This is a genomic window from Algibacter sp. L1A34 (assembly GCF_009796805.1).
Classification (GTDB): domain Bacteria; phylum Bacteroidota; class Bacteroidia; order Flavobacteriales; family Flavobacteriaceae; genus Algibacter.
The window spans coordinates 3075115-3098421 of record NZ_CP047029.1 but is presented as its reverse complement, the minus strand read 5'-3'; the positions used below and the strand labels follow the sequence as shown (position 1 = coordinate 3098421).

Sequence of the window (23307 nt, the reverse complement as noted above, 5' to 3'; positions counted from 1 at the left end):
ACAATTCAAAAAAATGATTTTAAAACCCCAATACTATGAAATTAGTTATAGTTACCGCTGTTGAAGAGTTTCAAAAAGATGTTTTTAGATTATTTAAAAACGCTAATATTAAAAATTTTAGCAGTTCTGATATTGATGGACACAAAAACGGATCATCATTATTAATGGCTTCAAATTGGTTTCCTGTTGAGAAAGGAGGAAATGAATCGAGTATGTTTTTCTCATTCACCGAAGAAGAAAATATTGATGCTTTATTCAACTTAATAAAAGATTTCAATGCTAATTTAGAAACGAATAATCCGTTGAAAGCAGTTGTAATTCCTATTGAAAAATCTATATAAATTTAAAAATTAATTAAAATGTTAAATACATATTTCAGAGTTATTGTTGGCACATTGGTAATTGTTAGTATGCTACTAACACTTTATGTAAATCAAAATTGGATGTGGTTCACTGTTTTTATTGGTGTAAACTTAATACAATCGGCCTTTACAAAATGGTGTTTATTAGAGGTTATACTTACAAAACTCGGTGCTAAAAAAAGTGGTGCAAGCTGTGCTGTAAAAAACTAAATATTTTGCCTTGGTTTATTTACATAACAATTAATTATAAGTGTTATGTAAATAAATATTCTATATTTCAAAACAGCATCACTTTTTAAATCTTATTATCAAAAATCTAATAAAATCGCAAATATTCTTTTGCGATTTTTTTTTAGATCAAAATAGAAATATTCTATGATCTCAACTCAAAATCTACTGTGCTAATCCTTCCTTGGTTTTGTAAGTATCAACTTTAAACTCTTTATTTTTTTCGTAATAAAATATAATTAATCACACTTCCCCTTGCATAAATATTTAATTTCGGCCTTCAAAAACAAATTATCTCAAGTAAAAAAAGAGTTATAATATTTAATAATAAAAATTAAAAAAACAACCTTACCCATCGCTTTACCCTTACTATTAATGCATAATTCAACAAATGTTACAATAATTGCTCGATTCGTTTTAAGTTTCAATTTGGCTTTATAGTAATTTTATCCTGTGGAATTAATAGAACTTATAATTCCTTAGATAAACGAGTCTTTAAATTATAATGATTTATGAAAAATACAATTAAGCATCAATATGTTGTCGCGTTATTACTTTCAGTTATTACATGTAGCACCATGTTTTCGCAAAACAAATCATCTAAAAATTTTAGTATAGATGAAATAAACACAAAAGTTGACAGCATATTACCGTTACTTACTTTAGAAGAAAAAGTAGCAATGTGTCATGCACAATCAAAATTTAGTACACCTGGCGTTGATAGATTAGGTATTCCTGAAATATGGATGTCCGATGGTCCACACGGTGTTAGAGCAGAAATTAGTTGGGATTCTTGGGATTATGCTGGATGGACTAACGATTCTATAACCGCTTTCCCTGCACTTACATGTTTGGCTGCTACATTTAGACCAGAACTATCCGCTCAATATGGAATGAGTGTTGGAGAAGAAGCCCTTTACAGAGAAAAAGATGTACTATTAGGTCCTGGTGTAAATATTTACAGAACACCTCTAAACGGAAGAAACTTCGAGTATTTAGGAGAAGACCCATATTTGGCTTCAAAAATGGTAGTACCATATATAAAGGGCGTTCAGAAAAATGGTGTAGCCGCTTGTGTTAAACATTATGCACTAAACAATCAAGAACATTGGCGTAATATTATAAATGTTGAAGTTAGTGATAGAGCATTGCATGAAATATACCTACCAGCCTTTAAAGCCTCTGTTCAAGAAGCAGGCGTATGGTCTATTATGGGTGCTTATAATAAAGTCAGAGGTCAATTTGCATGTCATAATGAATTGTTGCTAAACGATATATTGAAAAAAGATTGGGGCTTTGATGGTGTTGTAATAAGCGATTGGAGTGGCGCACACTCCACAGAGGAATCTGCTCTTTATGGCTTAGATATGGAAATGGGAACTGGAACAGATGGCTTAGGAACATCTACAGCAAACCACTATGATCACTACTATTTAGCTTCACCTTTTCTTAAAGCTATTAAAAATGGAGACATGGATGAAGCTTTGGTTAACGATAAAGTTAGACGTATTTTAAGACTTATGTATCGAACTAACATGAACCCAAATAAAGCATTAGGAAAAATAAATAATAAAGAACATCATGATGTTGCTAGAAAAATTGCAACTGAAGGTATTGTGTTATTAAAAAATGAAAATAATTTCTTTCCTATTGAAGATAAAGAAGGATTAACAATCGCTGTGATAGGTGAAAACGCAACTCGCTCTATGACTGCTGGTGGTGGTTCTTCGGAATTAAAACCCAAATTTGAAATATCTCCGCTTGAAGGATTAAAACAACGCTACAAAAAAGCTAAAATAATCCATGCCATGGGATATCATACTGGTTCTTCGGTTTACGATAATATAATTCCTTCTAATTTAAATCAAGATTCATTGAGAATAGAAGCTATTGCAACCGCTAAAAAAGCAGATATTGTTTTATACGTTGGCGGATTAAACAAAAGCCACTTACAAGATTGCGAAGGTGATGATAGACAATCTTACGAGTTACCATATAATCAAGAAGAGCTAATTAACCAATTAAAAGCAGTTTCACCAAAATTAGGCATGTTGCTAGTTACTGGAAATGCAGTTGAAACACCTTGGTTATCTAAAGTTGATGGTTTATTGCAAACTTGGTATTTAGGTAGTATGGCTGGCCATGCTATTGCAGATGTTGTTAGTGGAGATGTAAATCCTTCTGGAAAATTACCCTTCTCTTTTCCTAAAAAATTAAAAGATAATGGCGCTCACTTTTACGGCGAAATATCTTATCCTGGAGATGGAACAAATCAATATTACAAAGAAGATATTTTAGTTGGCTACAGATGGCACGATACCAAAAAGATTGCCTCGCAATATGCATTTGGTTATGGCTTATCTTACACAAAATTTAGTCTATCAAATATTAAAGCGGACCAAAATAAGTATAATACAAAAGATAACATTACAGTCTCTTGCAGTATAAACAATACAGGTAATCTTGAAGGAGACGAAGTTGTACAGGTCTATATTGGTAAGAAAAACTCTAAAGTAAAAAGAGCTTTAAAAGAATTAAAAGGTTTTAATAAAGCATCGCTTACAAAAGGAGAATCTAAAAATGTAAGCATTAGTATTCCTGTAAGTTCTTTAGCTTATTATAACGAATCTATATCCGATTGGAGCATTGAAAAGGGCGACTATCTAATCTATGTTGGTAATGCATCCAATAATATTTCAAAAACAATAAAAATAAGTGTTCAATAAAAATTAACATTTTTATGTTCTAAGTAATCATAACAGACTACTAAAAGATACAATCCATTATTTAACCCAGAACAATAACTATATTGTTCTGGGTTTTTAATTTTAGAAGGTTTTGTTTATACTTTTTCTGATTATATCGATTCTTATTTTATAATACCATTTAGTTCCCGAAGTAGCCTTAGAATTAAGAGTGTTACCGTTATACTATTTAAAACATATCGTTTACTATAGGGCTTGCTTTCTATTGTAATTCACAACTAGTTGTTTAAATTTCGAAATCAAAAATCTTTAGTGAGTTACTAAAGATTTTCTTCACAGTATAAAACTTAAAAAACGATCAAAATAAGAACAATATATACCAAGCAATCTTCGGCTATTTAAACACCATTCAAAATCACTTATAATCACAAAAAAAGCTCCTCATTTCTGAGGAGCTTTAATTTTATAAATAGACTTCCGTTTACACGGAAACAGAAAATTAATAATTATATTTTTCCGTCCATTTTATCTTTAAGCGCTTGTAAAGCATCATTGGCATCACCTAAAGTAGGTTTTGACTCTGCTGCTTGAGATTCAGCTTTTCTTACTGCTTGCTTAACCATTTTAGCTTCTTCTGCTCTAAATACAGCAGTGTGAGATGCTACAACTCTTTTGAATTCTTTGTTGAATTCAATAATTTTAAAGTCTGCAGCTTCACCTTTCTTAAGCTTAGTTCCGTCTTCTTTCTCTAAGTGACGAGATGGTACAAATGCAACGATATCTTCGTTAAACTCGATAGTAGCTCCTTTATCAACAATCTCAGTGATTGCAGCGTTGTGAACTGTATCTAAAGCAAACTCAGTTTCGTATTTATCCCAAGGGTTAACAGTTGTTTGTTTGTGTCCTAAAGATAATTTACGACCTTCAACATCTAACTCTAATACAACTACATCTAATTTATCGCCAACAGCGCAGAATTCAGATGGATGTTTAATTTTCTTAGTCCAAGATAAATCAGAGATATAAATTAATCCGTCAATTCCTTCTTCTAATTCAACAAAAACACCAAAGTTTGTAAAGTTACGTACAATACCTGTATGCTTAGAAGCTAATGGGTATTTAGTAGTAATATCTGTCCATGGATCTGCAGATAATTGCTTGATACCAAGAGACATTTTACGATCTTCTCTATCTAAAGTTAAGATTACTGCTTCAACTTCATCTCCAACAGAAACGAAATCTTGAGCAGAACGTAAATGCGTAGACCAAGACATTTCAGAAACGTGAATTAAACCTTCAACACCATCTGCAACTTCGATAAATGCACCGTAATCAGCGATTACAACAACTTTACCTTTTACTTTATCACCAACTTTCACCTCTTCTGCAAGAGCTTCCCATGGATGTTTAGATAATTGTTTAAGACCTAATTGGATTCTAGATTTGTTTTCATCAAAGTCAAGAATTACAACATTTAATTTTTGATCTAATTCAACAATCTCATTTGGATGGTTGATTCTAGACCAAGATAAATCTGTAATGTGAACTAATCCGTCAACACCACCAAGATCGATGAATACACCGTAAGAAGTAATATTTTTAACAATACCTTCTAATACTTGACCTTTTTCTAATTGACCAATAATTTCTTTTTTCTGGATTTCAATATCAGCTTCAATTAAAGCTTTATGAGAAACAACAACGTTTTTAAATTCATGGTTGATTTTCACAACTTTGAATTCCATAGTTTTGTTTACATATTGATCGTAATCTCTAATTGGTTTAACATCAATTTGAGATCCTGGTAAGAATGCTTCAATTCCGAAAACATCTACAATCATACCACCTTTAGTTCTGCATTTTACAAAACCGTTAACGATTTCTCCAGTTTCGTGTGCTTTATTTACACGATCCCATGCTTGGATTACACGAGCTTTTCTGTGAGATAAGATTAATTGACCAGTTGCATCTTCACGCACATCAATTAATACTTCAACTTTATCACCTACAGATAAACCTGGGTTGTAACGAAATTCGTTTAAAGAAATAACACCTTCAGATTTTGCGTTAATATCAATAATAGCATCTCTATCAGAAATGTGTACTACTGTACCTTCAACAACCTCATCGTTTAATGTGTCAACGAAATTTTCAGCTACTAATTTTTCAAACTCTTCTAATTGCTGACTATCAACTTCATCAATTCCTTCTTCGTAATTGTGCCAGTTAAAATCTGCTAAGAATTTTTCAGGGTTTGCTTTTGCTTCAGATACAACTGGAGCTTCAACAGGGTTTGCGTCAGTTGCTTCAACTTCAGCTGGGTTTGCGTTTTCCGCCATTTAATTAAATTTAATAACGTGTTTTAAATACATACGCTTTCGCGGAAATAAAACAACATTATGTTTTTGTATTCTATATGTTTTGGAAGATTTAAGCGAGTAACACACAGAAGTGTTATTTTTATATAATTTTCATTCCTTTTATCTTTTCCAATAATTCGCTAAAAGGAGTGCAAAAATACATATTTTCAATCAATTAGCCTAATTTGTATAAACTATTTTAAACTACTGATTGCTAGTAAAATAATAAAATTGAAATAAAACTTTAAACTTGGCACCCGTTTTGCTATATTGAACCTGTAAACAAAATTAAAATCTACACTTATGACAATGAAAGCAAAGTACCAATCTGTATTAGATCTAGGCGAATCTTTAAACATCCAAAATGGTGATGTTAAAGAAGAAAACGGACAATTAAAAGTTACAGGAACAGCAAATACTCCATACGAGAAAAACCTAATTTGGGATAAAATTAAAGAAATTGGTGGAGACAACCCAACAGACATTATGGCTGATATTAAAGTGGCTGACGAAACTGTTTTTCATAGACATACTGTAAAAAGCGGTGAGACTCTAGGAAAAATAGCAATTCAATACTATGGTAAAGCTGCTAAATATCAAGATATTTTTAAGGCAAACTCTGATATCTTAAAAAATCCAGATGTAATTCACCCAGACCAAGAATTAATTATTCCTAATTTATAAGGAGTAGAACATATTTATAAAAAAACGAACGTCTATTTATTTAGGCGTTCGTTTTTTTATGTTTTATTTTGAAGTTAAATAATTAAATGTTGTTTACTTTTTACTGAATACTGCCAACTGAAATACTATTCACAATCCTCAATTGTCATTTTGGCAAGACGTAAAATTTTATCGAATTGTTCATCCAATGTCATGTCTGAATTATCTATTTCAATAGCATCATCGGCTTTAACTAAAGGCGAATCTTCTCGAGTAGAATCTATAAAGTCACGTTCTTGAACGTTTTTCAATACATCTTCATATAAAACGTTATCTCCACGCTCAATAAGTTCATCGAACCGGCGAATGGCTCTTTTTTCCGCGGAAGCGATCATGTACAATTTAAGCTCAGCATCTTTAAAAACTACGGTCCCGATATCTCTGCCATCCATAACAACACCTTTATCCTGCCCCATTTTTTGTTGTTGTTCAACAAGTTTTTGTCTAACCTCCGAAATGGCAGCCACTTTACTAACAAAGCTAGAAACCTCTAGCGTTCTAATAGCTCTTTCTATATTTTCGTTATTTAAATACACTTCGGCAAAGCCTAAATTTTCATTAAATTTAAAAGTGATATTAATATTATCTAGCTGATAAATTAAAGCTTCAATATTAAAATCTTCCTTAGAAATTAATCCATTTTGCATGGCATAATAAGTCACCGCACGATACATGGCGCCAGAATCGACATACACGTAACCAAAATATTTAGCAAGTTGTTTTGCTACGGTACTTTTTCCGGTTGAAGAAAACCCGTCGATGGCTATAGTAATTTTATTCATGTATTTTTAAATTGAAAAGTGACTATTTTGAAAGTTCAAAAATACTTAAAGAATTATAAAGTATAAAACTAAACAGTCTAAATTAAGTTTGAAAACTTAACGATTACCGTAAATCTATTTGTAATCCAAAAAAATTAGCATTTGCAGCACTCGTATATTTTGAATGTGTATAACTAAAGCGCATTTTATTCATTTTAATTGAAATACCTGCGGAAACACCAGAAAAATTACGCTGATCTACAATTCGGAGTTCCTCGCCTCTTCTAAAATTATAACCTAAACGAATATTAAAACCGCTTTCAGGAAAAAGTTCGGCACCTAAAATTGTATGCCTAATAACTTGGCCTATAAATCCAATTTCCTCAGAAGAGCTACCTCCACTTAAATCACTAGTTTCACGCGCAGGATTGGGTCTAGCAATAGGCCATTCTTGTAAATTTTCAAAAGTAACATGCCAACGTATTGGTACATGTTCTAACCTTTGAGATAATCCTAAACTTACCTCGAAAGGCAACGACTCATTTAAACCAGCATACGTTGTAATTTGCCCTCCTAAATTTCGGACAACCAAAGCCGCATTAAAATCTAAATCTTCATTAATATAAATTAATCCTAAATCCACAGCCGCACCAAAGGAACTGTATTGTTCTAATTTTGAAGTAATTAATTTTAAGTTTGCACCGAAATAAAAATCTGAATACCCTACTTGAGTAGCATAACCTAAGGATAAAGCTGTTTCGCTTCCGCTAAAAGTTCCTGTAGAGTTTCCATCTTCATCATAACCATCAAAATCACCATAATTAACATAAGTTATACCGGCATGAATGGTTTGTGTTCGTCTATCAAGAGTATAAGCATAGGCGGCTGTACCGTAACCTATCCCTCCTAAATAACTCACATAGTTTAAGGCTAATTGATTATCCATTTCTACATTTATGGTAGCCGGATTGTACAGAGCTTGAGTAACATCATAATCCACATTTGTTAATACTTTGCCCCCTAAAGCGGCTTGTCGTGGCGATGATACTAAATTTAAAAATTGATACGTAGATTCTCCACCTACTTGCGCAGACGCAAATAAGCCAAAAGAAAAACAAAAAAACGTAGCAATATTTTTAAACATATTTCAAGCTGCAAAGAAAATAAATCTATCTTAAAACGAAGACATGTATCTTTTATTTTAATTAAAAAAGAATCACTAGTAGTTTTAACCTAGGTTTTTCGATGAAAAGAACATTCTTTAATATGAAATCAAAAAAAAAGCCTCGACTTAGTCGAGGCTTTCTTAAATTAATCAAAATCTATAATAGTTTAGCATTTTTCACCTTTTCATCAGTAATTGCATACTTAATAACATCACTCATTTCTGTAACATAATGAAACGTTAACCCTTTTAAATATTCAGGTTTAATCTCTTCTATATCACGACGATTTTCTTCGCACAACAAGATTTCTTTAATCCTAGCGCGTTTTGCTGCTAAAATTTTCTCTTTAATTCCACCAACTGGTAAAACTTTTCCACGTAATGTAATCTCTCCTGTCATCGCTAAACTTTTCTTTACTTTTTTCTGAGTAAATAAAGATACGAGTGAGGTTAGCATAGTTACACCTGCACTTGGTCCATCTTTTGGAGTAGCGCCTTCTGGCACGTGAATATGTACATTATATTTATCGAATACCGTTGGATCTATTCCAAATTCTTCAGCATAAGATTTTATATATTCCATGGCAATGGTAGACGATTCTTTCATAACCTTACCAAGATTTCCTGTAATCGTCATCACTCCTTTTCCTTTAGAAATAATAGACTCTATAAACAGAATATCACCACCAACGCTCGTCCAGGCTAAACCTGTAACAACACCAGCTACGTTATTATTTTCGTATTTATCGCGCTCCATTTTTGGACCACCCAATACTTCAATAATATCTTCGTTAGAAACTTTTACATTATAATCTTCTTCCATGGCTATATTTTTGGCTGCATAACGCACCATTTTTGCCACTTGCTTATCTAAACCACGCACACCAGATTCTCGTGTGTATCCTTCAACAATTTTTTCTAATTGCGGTTTGCCTATTTTTAAGTTATCGGAAGTTAATCCGTGCTCTTTTAACTGCTTTGGAAGTAAATGACGTTTACCAATTTCAACCTTTTCCTCAATGGTATAACCCGTTACATTTATAATTTCCATACGGTCACGCAAAGCTGGCTGTATAGTATTTAAACTGTTGGAGGTTGCTATAAACATCACTTTAGATAGGTCGTAACCCATTTCTAAGAAGTTATCATGAAACTCACTGTTTTGCTCAGGATCTAAAACTTCAAGCATAGCTGAAGATGGATCGCCTTGATGTGAATTTGCTAACTTATCAATTTCATCTAAAACAAAAACAGGATTCGATGTTCCCGCTTTTTTCAAGCTCTGAATAATACGCCCTGGCATAGCACCAATATAAGTTTTACGGTGTCCACGAATTTCAGCTTCATCTCTTAAACCACCTAATGAAATTCTAACATATTCACGTCCTAAAGCTTCTGCAATAGATTTTCCTAAAGATGTTTTACCAACTCCCGGAGGTCCGTACAAACATAAAATAGGCGATTTCATATCGTTACGAAGTTTTAAAACTGCTAAATATTCTATAATACGGCGCTTTACATCTTCTAAACCAAAATGATCGCGATCTAGAATTTTCATAGCACGTTTTAAATCGAACTTATCTTTACTAAACTTATTCCATGGTAAATCTAAAAACAACTCTAAATAGTTACGCTGTATAGAATACTCTGCAACTTGCGGGTTCATGCGTTGCATTTTTGCAACTTCTTTTTCAAAGTGCTTAGCAACTGTTTTATCCCAAAGCTTAGATTTCGCCTTGATTTTCATTTCTTCGATTTCCTCATCATGACTTACACCACCCAATTCTTCTTGAATAGTTTTCATTTGTTGATGAAGAAAATATTCACGTTGCTGCTGACTCATATCCATTTGAACTTTAGACTGAATATCATTCTTAAGTTCTAATTTTTGAAACTCAACATTCATGAATTTCAAGGTTGCTAAGGCACGCGATTTAAGATCGTCCATTTCTAAAAGCGACTGTTTTTCGATCACTGAAAGATTCATATTAGACGATACAAAGTTTATTAAAAACGAATTGCTTTCAATATTTTTTATAGCGAAAGATGCCTCGCTTGGTATGTTCGGGCTTTCTTTTATAATTTCTAGAGCTAACTCTTTTATTGATTCTATAATAGCTGAAAACTCTTTGTTTTTAATGGCTGGTTTAGCTTCAGAAATATCTCTAATGGTAGCAGTCATATACGGTTCTTCCGTAAGCACTTCTGCTACTTTAAAGCGTTTTTTGCCCTGAATAATAACTGTTACATTACCATCAGGCATTTTTAAAACACGTAAAATACGTGCTACCGTTCCTGTTTCGTGAATTTCACTAGCCGACGGGTTTTCTACAGATTCATCCTTTTGAGCGACAACACCAATAACTTTTCCGCCTTTGTTTGCATCATTTATCAATTTTATCGATTTATCTCGTCCTGCAGTAATTGGAATTACTACACCAGGAAACAATACCGTATTTCGTAATGAAAGAATTGGCAATGTTTCTGGCAATTCTTCATTATTTATAGCTTCTTCATCTTCAGGCGTCATTAATGGAATTAATTCTGAGTTTTCATCAAATTCCTGTAATGACAAACTGTCAAGAGTTGTAAATTTTGATTTTTTCATATATATTTTTGGGTCAATCTGTCATTAAAACACATTGGACTTTAAGGTTAACAATTTACATAAAATATTAAGTAACTAAAAATCAATTAATTAAAACTAATTCATTATACTCAATACTGCTATAAATTCAATAGCTATGCCAATAATGGTTTTAACAATTATTAGATTTTTCCTGTTTTTTTCATAACAAATAATAAAACAATAGGAAAAGCCAATAAACCAATCATTAACGGATTTGTTTGAAACAGCGTTGGTACCAATAATAAAGTTATTACATAACCACCTATAGCTCCTCCAAAATGGGCATCGTGTCCAATATTACCAACTCTATTTTTCATACCATAAATAGAATACAATAAATAACCAATACCAAAAAGATAAGCTGGAATTGGAATTGGTATAAAAAACAGATACAAGCTCATATCTGGTCTAAACAATATGGCTGAATAGATAATACCACTTACTGCTCCACTGGCACCAACAGCACTATAATGATATTCATTTTTATGAAAATAAAGAGACAATAAATTCCCAACCAGAAGGCTACCTATGTAAACCGCTAAAAACCCTACGACACCTAAAGAACCGACAACACTTCCTGCAAAAAAATAAAACGATACCATATTAAACAGCAAGTGTTGCATATCTACATGCAAAAAGCCTGCACTAAAAAACCTAATTTTCTCGCCACGCTGTATACCTCCAACATTAAATTTATATTTTTCAAAAAAGGCGTAATCATTAAAACCTTTGTAAGATATAATCACGTTTGCTGCTATAATAACAATAGTTATTAAATCTAATTTCCCCATGCGGTCTAATTATTTAAAATTGAATTAACATATATTTGCAAATCTAAAATTATTTCATGCAATTATTAGCCTATATTATTCTTTATCCATTTTTATGGTTAATTTCTATATTGCCTTTTAAATTACTCTATGTCGTTTCCGATGGCGTATACGTACTAATCTACTATATTATAGGCTATCGTAAAAAAGTAGTTGCCAGCAACTTAAGACTCGCTTTTCCGGATAAATCAGACCGCGAACTTGCTGTAATTCAAAAAAAATTCTATCATCATTTATGTGATATGATTTTAGAAGCTATTAAATCTATTACCATTTCGGAAGCTGAAATTAAAAAACGCTATGTTTTCACTAATTTGGAAGAAATATATAAACTTGAAAAAGAAAATAAAAGCATAATACTTCTTATGGGGCATTATGCCAGTTGGGAATGGATTTTTATTTTGCAAGCCCATGTAAACCATAAAGGATACGCTGTTTACAAGCAACTAAGCAATAAATACTTTGATGCTTTAGTAAAACGAATTCGTGCCAAATATAACAGCCATTTAATAACTACAAAAGAAACTGTACCAACACTTTTAAGAGCGAAGTTAAATAAAGAATTAACACTTAATGGCTTTGTTTTCGACCAGTCTCCAAAAGCAAACAAAGCTATACATTGGCAAAACTTTATGGGTGTAAAAGCTCCTGTACATGTTGGAGCCGAAGTACTTGCTAAACGTTTAGATATGGCAACCCTATTTCTAAAAGTAAAAAAAGTAAAACGTGGCTATTATGAAGCGACGTTTATGGATATTATAAAAAACACCAAAGATTTAAAAGATTTTGTTATTATTGATGCTGCATTAAAACGTGTTGAAGAACAAATTTACGAAGCACCCGAATATTATTTATGGACACATAAACGTTGGAAACACAAGGACAAAGTTCCTAAAGAGTTTTTGTAAAGAAAAATCTACTATTTTTTTTTCGATACTTCTCGCAAAGAATACATAAAATTTTAAAAAACCTTCTTATTTATTAAATACAAAAAAAACGAGTTAGATATCTAACTCGTTTTTTTTGTGCTTTTCTTTCGTTTTTCTTCTCGGAATTTTTTCCTTAAAAATTTATCATGTGCTCTTAATGTAGCGTCATCAATAATACCAGAAACTTCCAATTTATAACCCAGACCTTTTAGTTTTTCCTGATAGGAAATTAATTTAAGCTTAGCACGTTCTTTTTCTATAATTAGTTCTTTCTTACCACTATTATCGCAATCAGCATTAGCTATTAATTTTCCACCAAACTTATCACAGTCTACTATTTTCCATTCAAATATTTTATCATACTCGAAACACTTCAGAAAACATTTCCCCGATAAAGCTTCATTTAAAGGGAATTTGTATGGTTTTTGAGCGCTTAAAAAATTAAAACTAAGTACTAATAAAATAATGCTTAAACTTTTTGTCATACAAGCAATTTAGTAAAAAGTTTACAATTTAGCAATAGCACCTATTTCTTCAATAAATTTATCGGCTAAAGTATCAGCTTCAATTTGAGATTTTGCTTCTGTATAAATTCTAATTATAGGTTCTGTATTACTTTTACGTAAATGTGCCCAACTTTCAGAAAAATCAATTTTAACACCATCTATTGTGGTTAACTGTTCGTTTTGGTAACGTGTTTCAATTTCTTTTAAAATGCCATCAACATCTAAACCCGGTGTTAATTGAATTTTCTTTTTACTCATAAAGTAGTCTGGATATGTTGCTCTTAGAGCACTTACAGGTACTCGCCTTTCGGCTAATAAGCTTAAAAATAACGCCACACCAATAAGTGCATCACGACCGTAATGCGATTTTGGGTAAATAATACCACCGTTACCTTCACCACCAATAACGACGTTATTCTTTTTCATCAAATTAACAACATTCACTTCACCTACTGCACTCGCTTCGTAAGTACCACCATATTTTTCGGTAACATCGCGTAATGCTCGAGTAGAACTCATGTTACTCACGGTATTCCCTGGTGTTTTACTTAGCACATAATCGGCACAAGCTACAAGCGTATACTCTTCACCAAACATATCACCGTTTTCGTCCATAAAGGCTAAACGATCTACATCTGGATCTACTACAATTCCAAAATCGGCATTGTGTTTTTTAACCTCTTCAGATAAATCCGTTAAATGTTCTTTTAATGGTTCTGGATTATGTGGAAATTCACCATTTGGCTCACAATAAAGTTTTACAACCTCAACTCCCAAACGCTCTAAAAGCAAAGGAATAGCAATACCTCCAGTAGAATTAACACCATCTACAACAACTTTAAATTTTTCTTCTTCAATTGCTTTTACTGTAACTAAATCTAAATCTAGCACTTCAATAATATGTAAATCGATATAAGCCTTATTTTTTGTAATTTTCCCTAAATCATCAACCTCAGCAAAGTTCATCGTATCACTTTCTGCTATATTCAATATTTTCGCACCTTCAATAGCGTCTAAAAACTCACCTTTTTCATTCAATAATTTTAAGGCATTCCATTGTTTTGGGTTATGGCTTGCTGTCAAAATAATACCACCATCGGCATGCTCTAAAGTTACTGCTACTTCAACGGTTGGTGTTGTAGAAAGACCTAAATCTACTACATCTATCCCCAAACCAATAAGTGTATTCATTACTAGGTTTTGCATCATTTTACCCGAAATACGAGCATCACGACCAACAACTACTTTATAATTTTCTTTTACACGGTTTTCCTTGAGCCAAACGCCATAAGCCGATGCAAATTTAACAGCATCTATAGGTGTTAAATTATCACCTACTTGTCCGCCAATGGTCCCTCGGATTCCAGAAATTGATTTTATTAGTGTCATAGTTTTGTTTAATTTTAAAGGACAAATATAGTATTTCAAATTCGTAATTCGTAAATTTCCCCAATGAACTATTTAGCACATATTTATCTTTCAGGGGATAACGACTTAGTAACCGTCGGAAATTTTATTGCCGATGGTATTAAAGGAAAAGATTATAAAAAATTCCCAAAAGACATCCAAATCGGTATTTTGTTACACCGAAATATTGATACTTATACAGATGCTCACAAAACGGTTAGGCTAAGTACAAAGCGACTTCATGAAAATTACGGACATTATTCGGGAGTGATTGTTGATATACTTTACGACCATTTTTTAGCTAAAAATTGGAGTAAATATTCCGATACTCCTTTAGGTGGATATGTAGATACTTTTTATGATTCTTTAGAAGAACATTACAATGTACTTCCCGCGAGAATCCAGAAAATGATGCCTTACATGATGAGTGATAACTGGTTGTTAAGCTATGCGTCTATCGAAGGAATTTCAAAAGTTTTGGATGGAATGAACCGGCGCACAAAAAACAGATCGGGAATGGATAAAGCCGTGCATGAACTTGAAGTTTTTTACAAAGAATTTGAAACTGAATTTTCTTCCTTTTTTGATGAACTCATTGCTTTTTCAAAAGAAAAATTAAACGAACTTAACGAAACCATTTTATGAAAAATTTAATATATACAGCACTTCTCCTTTTATTTTTTGTTTCCTGTAAAAAAACAGTTGAAACTCCTAAAGCAGAAAAGCAAACTGGTTTAATTACTCAAAAAGCTATGGTAGTTTCGGCCCGAGTTGAAGCTTCTAAAATAGGAAATGATATTCTTAAAAAAGGAGGAAACGCCTTTGATGCTATGGCTGCTACGGAACTTGCTTTAGCCGTTGCGTATCCATATGCCGGTAATCTTGGTGGTGGTGGTTTTATGGTGTACAGAAAGGCAAACGGAGAAACAGGAGCTATTGATTATCGGGAGAAAGCCCCCATGGCAGCTACAAAAAACATGTATTTAGATGAAGGAGGAAATGTGATTCCGGATAAAAGCACACTAGGCGCCTTGGCAGTTGGAGTACCAGGAACAGTAGCCGGAGTGTTTGAAGTTCATAAAAAATTAGGTTCTTTACCTATTGAAGATATTTTAAACCCTGTAATTGCATTAGCAAAGAAAGGTGTTTTGGTTACCGAAAAGCAAGAAAAACGTATTGAACATTACCAGCCATTATTTAAAAAAGCAAATAAAGATTCTATTCTTTTTGATAAAGCTTGGAAGGCAAACGACACCATTAAATACCCGAATTTAGCTGAAACTCTAGAACGTATTTTAGAACATGGAAAAGATGGGTTTTATAAAGGCGAAACGGCTCAAGCATTAGCGAAATTTATTCAAGATAATGGAGGTATAATTACTGAAGAAGATTTAGCAAACTATGAAGCTAAATGGCGTACACCTATTAGTTTTTCTTATGATGATTTAAAAATTATTTCAATGTCACCACCATCGAGTGGAGGCGTTTGCTTAGCACAAATAATGAAAATGATAGAACCTTTTCATCTTGAAGAATACGGTCATAATTCTGAAAAAACCATTCAAGTAATTACAGAAGCTGAACGTCGCGCTTATGCCGATAGAAGTTTTTATTTAGGTGATCCTGATTTTGTTAAGATCCCAGTTAAAACATTAATTAATGAAGCTTATTTGGGAGGAAGAATGAATGATTTTTCGTTTGAAAAAGCAACGTCTTCCAAAGATGTTTCTCATGGAAATATTGCTATTATTGAAAGTGATGAAACCACGCACTACTCTATTATAGATCAATTCGGAAACGCCATTTCTGCAACCACAACATTAAATGGTGCTTATGGTTCTAAACTGTATTGTTCGGAACTAGGGTTTTTCTTAAACAACGAAATGGACGATTTTAGTAGCAAACCAGGAGAACCTAATATGTTCGGACTTATCGGAGCCGAAGCAAATAGCATTGTACCCCAAAAACGTATGTTAAGTTCTATGACACCAACAATTGTTGAGAAAAACGGGGAGTTATTTATGTCTGTTGGTACACCAGGAGGTGCTACCATAATCACATCGGTTTTACAAACTATTTTAAATGTTCACGAATTCAATATGACCATGCAAGAAGCAGTAAACGCGCCACGTTTTCACCACCAATGGTTGCCAGATGAAATTAGCATGGAACCGAATTCTTTCGATAAAACTATAATTGCAAACCTTGAAAAATTAGGGTATTCCATTAATGAAAAAGATTCTCCTGTAATAGGAAAAGTAGATGGAATTCTTGTTTTAGATGATAAAACGTTGGAAGGAGGCGCAGATTATCGTGGAGATGATACCGCGGTTGGGTTTTAATGAAAGATACCATAAGAATACTAACTTTTTCACAAGTAAATCCTCTATAAAAGCACTTTATTAAACACCCCATAATTAGTCTTGTGCCTTTATAGCAATATAACCTTATTAAAAATAACATGTAATGAAAAACAAATACCTACTACTGCTTTTTTTAGTGTTTTTAACAATATTCAATGGCGATATATCTAATGTGTTCGCATTAAACACAGATAATATACATTCACTAAATAACTCTGAAATTTCTGGTTACACCATGAATCTTACTGCTAAAGGAGAAGAGTGCGCGGGAGACGGAAACATCCAAATAGAAATCAATGGTTCTGAAATAGGCGCTACTTTTGAGTTTTTAGTTTATGACACCTCAGATTTAACAACACCAATAAATAGTGAAACAGTATTTGAAGGACCAATTAGTTCTGCTGACTTTACAACCAATATAACAACTATAAATAGTGGCACCTATATTATAAGAGCAACTGAAACCATTGGAGCTACTGATACAATAATAGAACAAGTAATTACAGTCGCTAATAATATTGTACCTATTACTTTTGACGCCATCCAGGAAAGTGCTTGTTTAGGAACTATCAATGTATTATTAAACTCTGGTAATGTTTTAGAATATAGAGTTAAACAAGCTGGTGTATTAATTGAAACCATTACTCAGGCTCAAATAGACGCTGGTACTGAAAGTACGTTTACAAATTTAGCCTTTGGAGACTACACCATTGAAGTTGAAGATGTTTGTGGCAACATAGTAGTTCAAGGAATTAATTTAATAGACCTAGCCCCTACTTATACAAACCCTTATGTATTTAATAATAATATTGATGACGAAGATTGCTCGCAAACAAAACTTTTTATTTATGTATTGGAAGAATTAAGCACAGGAAGTATAACAAATGATCTTGATGAAAACTTTTATCCTTTTGATGTAACAATAACTTATGATGATGATGCCGATGGAAATGATACAGTGATGACTGATACCTGGACCTCCAACAATGAAAATGGGGCCTATTATAATCTTCCAACACAAGACACATCATATTCAGTGACAACACAAATAACAAATGTGTGTGGTAGCGTTGTTTATTTAAGTACTGTTGATTTTTCTGGTCCACCAAAATTAAATGTTATTCCGCGAACAACTCAAGAATGTGGAGGACAGCGTCTGAGGTTTTCCGATTTTGCAAACTTTGCATTTCCAATGATTATTGAGGTTTTATCTGCACCAGCCGCTTTCGATCTAAATAATGATCCAAACCTTTATAACTCTATTTTTCCTGTTGGATCTAATATTTCTGATCCAATTCCCAACGCTAACACTTTATATTTTGGTCACTACAACTTAAGCCTTCCTGATGGAAGTTACACTTTTGCATTTAAAGACAACTGTGGTCGCCAAGTAAATAAAACTATAAACGTTGTAACCGATAACAGCCCAAGAGAATTAAGTATTAGAACCAGAGAAGGTTGTGGTGCAACAGGTAATTTAGAAATAAATGTAACAAAGCAAGGAACTTCTGATACAACTTCAGCTGCTGGCTTTAACAGCGTAACTATTACCTCTGCACCTGCAAACTACACAGGGCCACTAACAATAGACATAGCAACATCTACTGTTAATAATTTTTATGGAGATTTCATATATCTTTATGATTTACCTGCAGGTGATTATACTTTTGATGTAGAAACAACATGCGGCTATTCTTTAACTGGCTCCAAAACTATCAATGGAGTTCTTTTTAAAGATGTGGACGCCACGATTACATCATTTTGTGGTAGCTTTAATCTTAATCTAACTGCGACATTTAATATAACCAATCCAACCTTTGTTCTTCAAAAATTTAACACTACAGATGGCGTTTGGGCAAATATTAATAGTGCTACTGCCGAGTTAACTAATTATGTAGATAACACATATTTATACCAAGATAGCAACACCTCTGTTATATTAACTAATACTCAAAATAACTATGGGCAATTCATAACTGATAGTGGTTTTATTAATAATGTTACCGGATCTGGATTATTTAGAATTTATTATTCTTTTTTAAGAACTAGTGAGCAAGAACGTTGCTATAACACGCTTCAAGAATTTACAATTGGTGATAATAACATTACGCTTGTTGATTTTTCTGTAATCGATTGTGGAAATGGCACTAATGATTTATTAATTGATGCATTAGGTGTCAATTTAAATTATGAGTTAATAAGTAAAGATGGAGTTGCACTTAGCCCTGCTATTGATAATGGTAACGATCCTGTGTTTACAGGCTTAACACCTGGTCTATACGAGGTACAAATAAGTGATGATTGTGGCGCTATAAGTAATTTTGTTATTAATGCTAACAAATCTCAATTATCTGTCATAAAGCCCTACAACTTGTGTGTTGGAGAAAATGGTTTTCTTACTACTAATGCTTTATCAATTATTGATGTTACATGGACCAAAGATGGAGACCCTAGTTTTTCTGCTACTGGAAATACTTTAAATTTCACACCATACTCTGCTACAGATACTGGTACATATAATGCAATTCTAAGCTATAGTGCTAATCCAAGTTCTTGTGCTAACCAAACCTTAAGTTATACTGTTACTAGTGCACCACCTATTGCAGGTAATGGGCAAACTGTAGATATCGCATTTATAGATACTACTCTAGAAAATTTATTTGACTACATTAATGGTCCTTATGATAATTTTGGAATCTGGACAGAAACTACTGCAACACCTTCAGGCACTTTAAATGATAATTTATGGGATGCAACTGGATTAGAGGCCGGAACTTACACTTTTGATTATGTTGTTGATACTGGTTGCAATGGTATAGATAGCACTACAGTAACTATAAACATATTAGAAAGCGATTTAACAGCTATTGACAATTCTGTTTTAGATATCTGCCCATCAACAATTTACAACAACCTTTTAAATGTGTTAGATAATGACACCTACGGTCAACAGCCATTAGTACAAACCGATTTTTTAGTAACTACAGAAACTGCAGATCCGGAAAATGTAATTACCATAGATGCCATGGGAAATATAGATGTGAATAACACCAGTTTACCTGGACAAACTTACACATTAGAATACAAAATTACAGAAACAACAAATACTGATAACTTTGATACAGCATTCTTAACCGTAACTATAAAATCCATTTCTGAATCGGTTGCTCCAACTTTTTCTACAGCCCCAACACAAGTTCAATGTTATGATGACATACCATCGAGCACTATTTTAAGTCAAACAGAATTTGAAACTTTAGGAAATGCCGATGGCTTAATTAACAATAATAATTGTGGCCTAATAGAAATCACAGCAGCAAATAGTCTAGATACTGGTAATTGTAATCAAACCGTAACCCGAACCTATACTGTAATAGAATACTTAGACAACAATAATGATAACATTTATAATACTGGAGACACTTTATTCTATGAAACAATTTCTACTGAAAACTACTTAGTAAACGATACCGTGGCTCCTAGTTTAACCGGTACAATAGCAGAAACAACAATAGCAAAATGCTCTGTTAGCGATGCCGACACAGCAGTAACTACCGTACCTGAGTTAGAACTCATGGGATTAACAATTACAGATTCATGTAGCAATGATAACGATTTAATTGTAACAAGCGATGACACAGTTACCGGTACCAACCCAATTGTAATAACAAGAACTTATACCATTAAAGATCGTTGCGACAACGCTACTAGTACCATACAAATAATAAATATAGAGGATAACGAAAGCCCAACTATTAATTGCGCTATTGACATAACAATAGATACAGATACTGGATTATGCACTGCTAGCAATGTAAATTTAGGAAACATAACAGCTGTAGATAACTGTACTGTTGCTAGTTTAACAAATAACGCTCCTACAGTTTTTCCTACTGGAGATACTACAATAACTTGGACGGCAATAGATGGAGTTGGAAACACCAGTACTTGCGAACAAATTGTTACTATAGAAGATAACGAAAGTCCGACATTTACTGCTCCAGATGATATTGAAATTTTTTCAGACATTAACTCTAACTATGATATTAATATTAATATTACTGGCGATGTATTAGATGAAATAGATAATTGCTCTACAGAAATTCAAGCCACTTTTATAGACACTATTGTTGACGGCGAATGTCCTGGTTCTAAAATTATTACTAGAACATGGAGTTTAGAAGATACTAATGGTAATTCGGCTATAGATCAAATACAAACTATTACAGTCTTAAACGATACTATTCTAGCAAATCAAAATTTAGAAACTTATAGCGTTTGCGATAACACCCCTGAAACAGATAACAATACTAAGAACAATACCACTGTTTTCGATTTAAGCATCCAAGACAACAATGTTCTAAACGGGTTAGATAATATTATATATTCTGTTAGTTATTATCCGACTTTTGAAGATGCAGAACAAAAATCAAATACTCTACCTAATCTTTACGAAAACACAATTAATCCTCAAACTATATATGCGCGAGTAGACAATAATTCACCGGGAAGCACCTGTTATGCCATTACCGAACTTGGCTTAATGGTAGAAAGTTTACCATATATTCAATTAGAAGAATCATACTTAATATGTGTTGATACCAACGGCATTGCAATTGATGATTCTACTGTAATAAATATTCCTTTAAATAAACCGGAATATAGCTTTTCTTGGTATTACAACGGTATAATTATACCAAACGAAACGGAACCATCACTAACACCAAATCAAAGTGGTGAATACAATCTTATTGTAACCGATATGGTTAGCCCTTTCGTGTGCTCCAATAACTATACAATTATAGTTGAGGCAAGTGCACCACCCCAATTAAGCTACGAGTTAACACCTGCATTTGCAAACCTTCATGATGTAACAGTAACCGCGACTGCTTCTGAAATTAGCACAATAACAACAAATCATACATTTAGTTTAAACGATGGATCCCCTCAATTAGGTACAATTAATAGTGATGGTACTTCAAGCTACACTTTCACAAATATTAAACCTGGTTACAATGTTGTAACAGCTAATAATATCGACGGATGTGGTGAAAACAGTATTGAGATATTGGTTATAGATTACCCACTATACTTCACACCAAATAGTGATGGCTATAACGATACCTGGAACATTTATTCCATAGATACTCAACCCGATGCTCTAATTTATGTTTACGATCGTTACGGAAGGTTATTAAAACAACTAAAACCTACAGGTAGAGGATGGGACGGCACTTATAATGGTAATTTAATGCCTACAAACGATTATTGGTTTAATGTAGAGTATAGAGAACCAAAAACAAATGAGAAAAAAACTATGAGGGCCCACTTCACACTTAAAAGATAATTAAAACAAGATATCCAAAAATCAAAAAACGCATGAGCAAAAGTTCATGCGTTTTTTAATTTATTTCTGAAATATAAATAACTTAAATTTGTGTAATCTTTTCAAATAAACCTAATGAGAAAAAGAAAAAAACTTACACCAAAAAGAATACTAAAAATAGTAACAGGAATAATAATATTCTTAACACTACCTACGTTACTCCTTTTCGGTTTTTTATATTTTAAATATAATGAAGAATTACCAACAGGTACTAAAGGTAAACAAGCCGATGAATTAGCAAAAAACATGCTTAGAGCCTTAGATTTCGAAGCATACAAAAACACAGATTATATTGAGTGGACGTTTAAGAATAGACATCATTTTAAATGGCAAAAGAACGAAAATAAATGTGATGTATTTTGGAAAGACTACAGAGTAGCCCTTGATTTAAACAATCTCAGCTTAAGCAAAGCCTATATTCACGGTTTTGTTACGGATAACGAAATTGCCGATGAACTTAAAGAAAAAGCCCTTAATTATTTTAATAACGATTCCTTTTGGGTTGTAGCACCATACAAGGTTTTCGATTCTGGTACCGAACGTCGCTTAGTAAAATTGACAAATAACAAATCGGGACTTTTAATTACTTATAACTCCGGTGGCTCAACTCCTGGAGATTCATATTTATGGTTACTAGACGATAATTTTAAACCAACCGCATTTAAAATGTGGACTTCAATTTTACCAATAGATGGTTTAGAGGCCTCCTGGAGGGATTGGAAAACGACAGAAACAGGAGCTCTTTTACCCACGTTTCATCAACTTTTGTTTTTAGGTTTGGAGATTGATCACTTAAAAACTTCAGAATAAAATACCTCATGGATAACAACAAATCATTAATTTTAAGACAAATACGATAATTTTAAACTAAAAAAAACTTCTTAATTCCATTTATTTAATGGTAATAAATCTCGAATTAATCTTCACAAGGTTTTAACATCTAAAATCGTAAC

At 32.8% G+C, this 23307-nt stretch carries 16 protein-coding genes; 9 read left to right on the top strand and 7 right to left on the bottom strand.

Annotated features, from left to right (window positions below; genetic code table 11):
- Positions 1-35: 35 nt before the first annotated feature.
- From GQR97_RS13020 to GQR97_RS13010, 3 genes are all read left to right on the top strand, one after another.
- Entirely contained in the window at positions 36-341 is a 306-nt protein-coding gene (locus tag GQR97_RS13020; RefSeq protein ID WP_158849081.1) for a hypothetical protein, read from the top strand.
- Positions 342-359: 18 nt separating this feature from the next.
- Positions 360-572, top strand: a complete 213-nt coding sequence (locus GQR97_RS13015) for a DUF2892 domain-containing protein (RefSeq protein ID WP_158849079.1) — start codon at positions 360-362, stop codon at positions 570-572.
- Between the two features lie 530 nt (positions 573-1102).
- Positions 1103-3316 carry a beta-glucosidase family protein gene (locus tag GQR97_RS13010; RefSeq protein WP_199269853.1) on the top strand — a complete coding sequence of 738 codons (2214 nt, stop codon included), beginning with the start codon at positions 1103-1105 and terminating at the stop codon, positions 3314-3316.
- Positions 3317-3801: 485 nt separating this feature from the next.
- On the opposite strand, the gene rpsA is transcribed toward GQR97_RS13010, so the two are convergent.
- Entirely contained in the window at positions 3802-5634 is a 1833-nt protein-coding gene (rpsA, locus tag GQR97_RS13005; RefSeq protein WP_158849077.1) for a 30S ribosomal protein S1, read from the bottom strand.
- 324 nt (positions 5635-5958) lie between these two features.
- On the opposite strand from rpsA, the gene GQR97_RS13000 reads away from it, so the two are divergent.
- A complete protein-coding gene (locus tag GQR97_RS13000; protein ID WP_158849075.1) occupies positions 5959-6339 on the top strand; it encodes a LysM peptidoglycan-binding domain-containing protein in 381 nt (126 codons plus the stop codon).
- A 125-nt stretch (positions 6340-6464) separates the two neighbouring features.
- On the opposite strand, the gene cmk is transcribed toward GQR97_RS13000, so the two are convergent.
- The 4 genes from cmk to GQR97_RS12980 form a co-directional block, all read right to left on the bottom strand.
- Positions 6465-7160, bottom strand: a complete 696-nt coding sequence (cmk, locus tag GQR97_RS12995; RefSeq protein ID WP_158849073.1) for a (d)CMP kinase — start codon at positions 7158-7160, stop codon at positions 6465-6467.
- Positions 7161-7263: 103 nt separating this feature from the next.
- Positions 7264-8283, bottom strand: coding sequence for a type IX secretion system protein PorQ (gene porQ / locus GQR97_RS12990; protein ID WP_158849071.1), 1020 nt, complete (start codon positions 8281-8283; stop codon positions 7264-7266).
- Positions 8284-8461: 178 nt separating this feature from the next.
- Positions 8462-10912 (bottom strand): endopeptidase La, encoded by a 2451-nt coding sequence (gene lon / locus GQR97_RS12985; RefSeq protein WP_158849069.1) that lies wholly within the window; start codon positions 10910-10912, stop codon positions 8462-8464.
- Positions 10913-11073: 161 nt separating this feature from the next.
- On the bottom strand, positions 11074-11724 hold the full coding sequence (locus GQR97_RS12980) for a rhomboid family intramembrane serine protease (RefSeq protein WP_158849067.1): 651 nt from the start codon (positions 11722-11724) through the stop codon (positions 11074-11076).
- A 56-nt stretch (positions 11725-11780) separates the two neighbouring features.
- Here GQR97_RS12980 and GQR97_RS12975 point away from each other — a divergent pair, with 56 nt between their 5' ends.
- Positions 11781-12671 carry a lysophospholipid acyltransferase family protein gene (locus GQR97_RS12975; protein WP_158849065.1) on the top strand — a complete coding sequence of 297 codons (891 nt, stop codon included), beginning with the start codon at positions 11781-11783 and terminating at the stop codon, positions 12669-12671.
- Between the two features lie 101 nt (positions 12672-12772).
- On the opposite strand, the gene GQR97_RS12970 is transcribed toward GQR97_RS12975, so the two are convergent.
- Both GQR97_RS12970 and glmM read right to left on the bottom strand, forming a co-directional pair.
- A complete protein-coding gene (locus GQR97_RS12970; protein ID WP_158849063.1) occupies positions 12773-13177 on the bottom strand; it encodes a hypothetical protein in 405 nt (134 codons plus the stop codon).
- Positions 13178-13198: 21 nt separating this feature from the next.
- Positions 13199-14587 (bottom strand): phosphoglucosamine mutase, encoded by a 1389-nt coding sequence (gene glmM / locus GQR97_RS12965; RefSeq protein ID WP_158849061.1) that lies wholly within the window; start codon positions 14585-14587, stop codon positions 13199-13201.
- A 63-nt stretch (positions 14588-14650) separates the two neighbouring features.
- Here glmM and GQR97_RS12960 point away from each other — a divergent pair, with 63 nt between their 5' ends.
- The 4 genes from GQR97_RS12960 to GQR97_RS12945 all read left to right on the top strand — a co-directional run bounded on the left by GQR97_RS12960 (position 14651) and on the right by GQR97_RS12945 (position 23164).
- Entirely contained in the window at positions 14651-15250 is a 600-nt protein-coding gene (locus GQR97_RS12960) for an ACP phosphodiesterase (RefSeq protein WP_158849059.1), read from the top strand.
- Positions 15247-16947: a gamma-glutamyltransferase gene (ggt, locus tag GQR97_RS12955; RefSeq protein ID WP_158849057.1), complete on the top strand. Its 1701-nt coding sequence runs from the start codon at positions 15247-15249 to the stop codon at positions 16945-16947. Before GQR97_RS12960 ends, ggt begins: the two co-directional genes overlap by 4 nt.
- Before the next feature lie 124 nt (positions 16948-17071).
- Complete coding sequence (locus tag GQR97_RS12950) at positions 17072-22315, top strand: T9SS type B sorting domain-containing protein (protein WP_158849054.1); 5244 nt, start codon at positions 17072-17074, stop codon at positions 22313-22315.
- Between the two features lie 114 nt (positions 22316-22429).
- Positions 22430-23164 carry a hypothetical protein gene (locus GQR97_RS12945; RefSeq protein ID WP_158849052.1) on the top strand — a complete coding sequence of 245 codons (735 nt, stop codon included), beginning with the start codon at positions 22430-22432 and terminating at the stop codon, positions 23162-23164.
- Positions 23165-23307 lie beyond the last annotated feature (143 nt).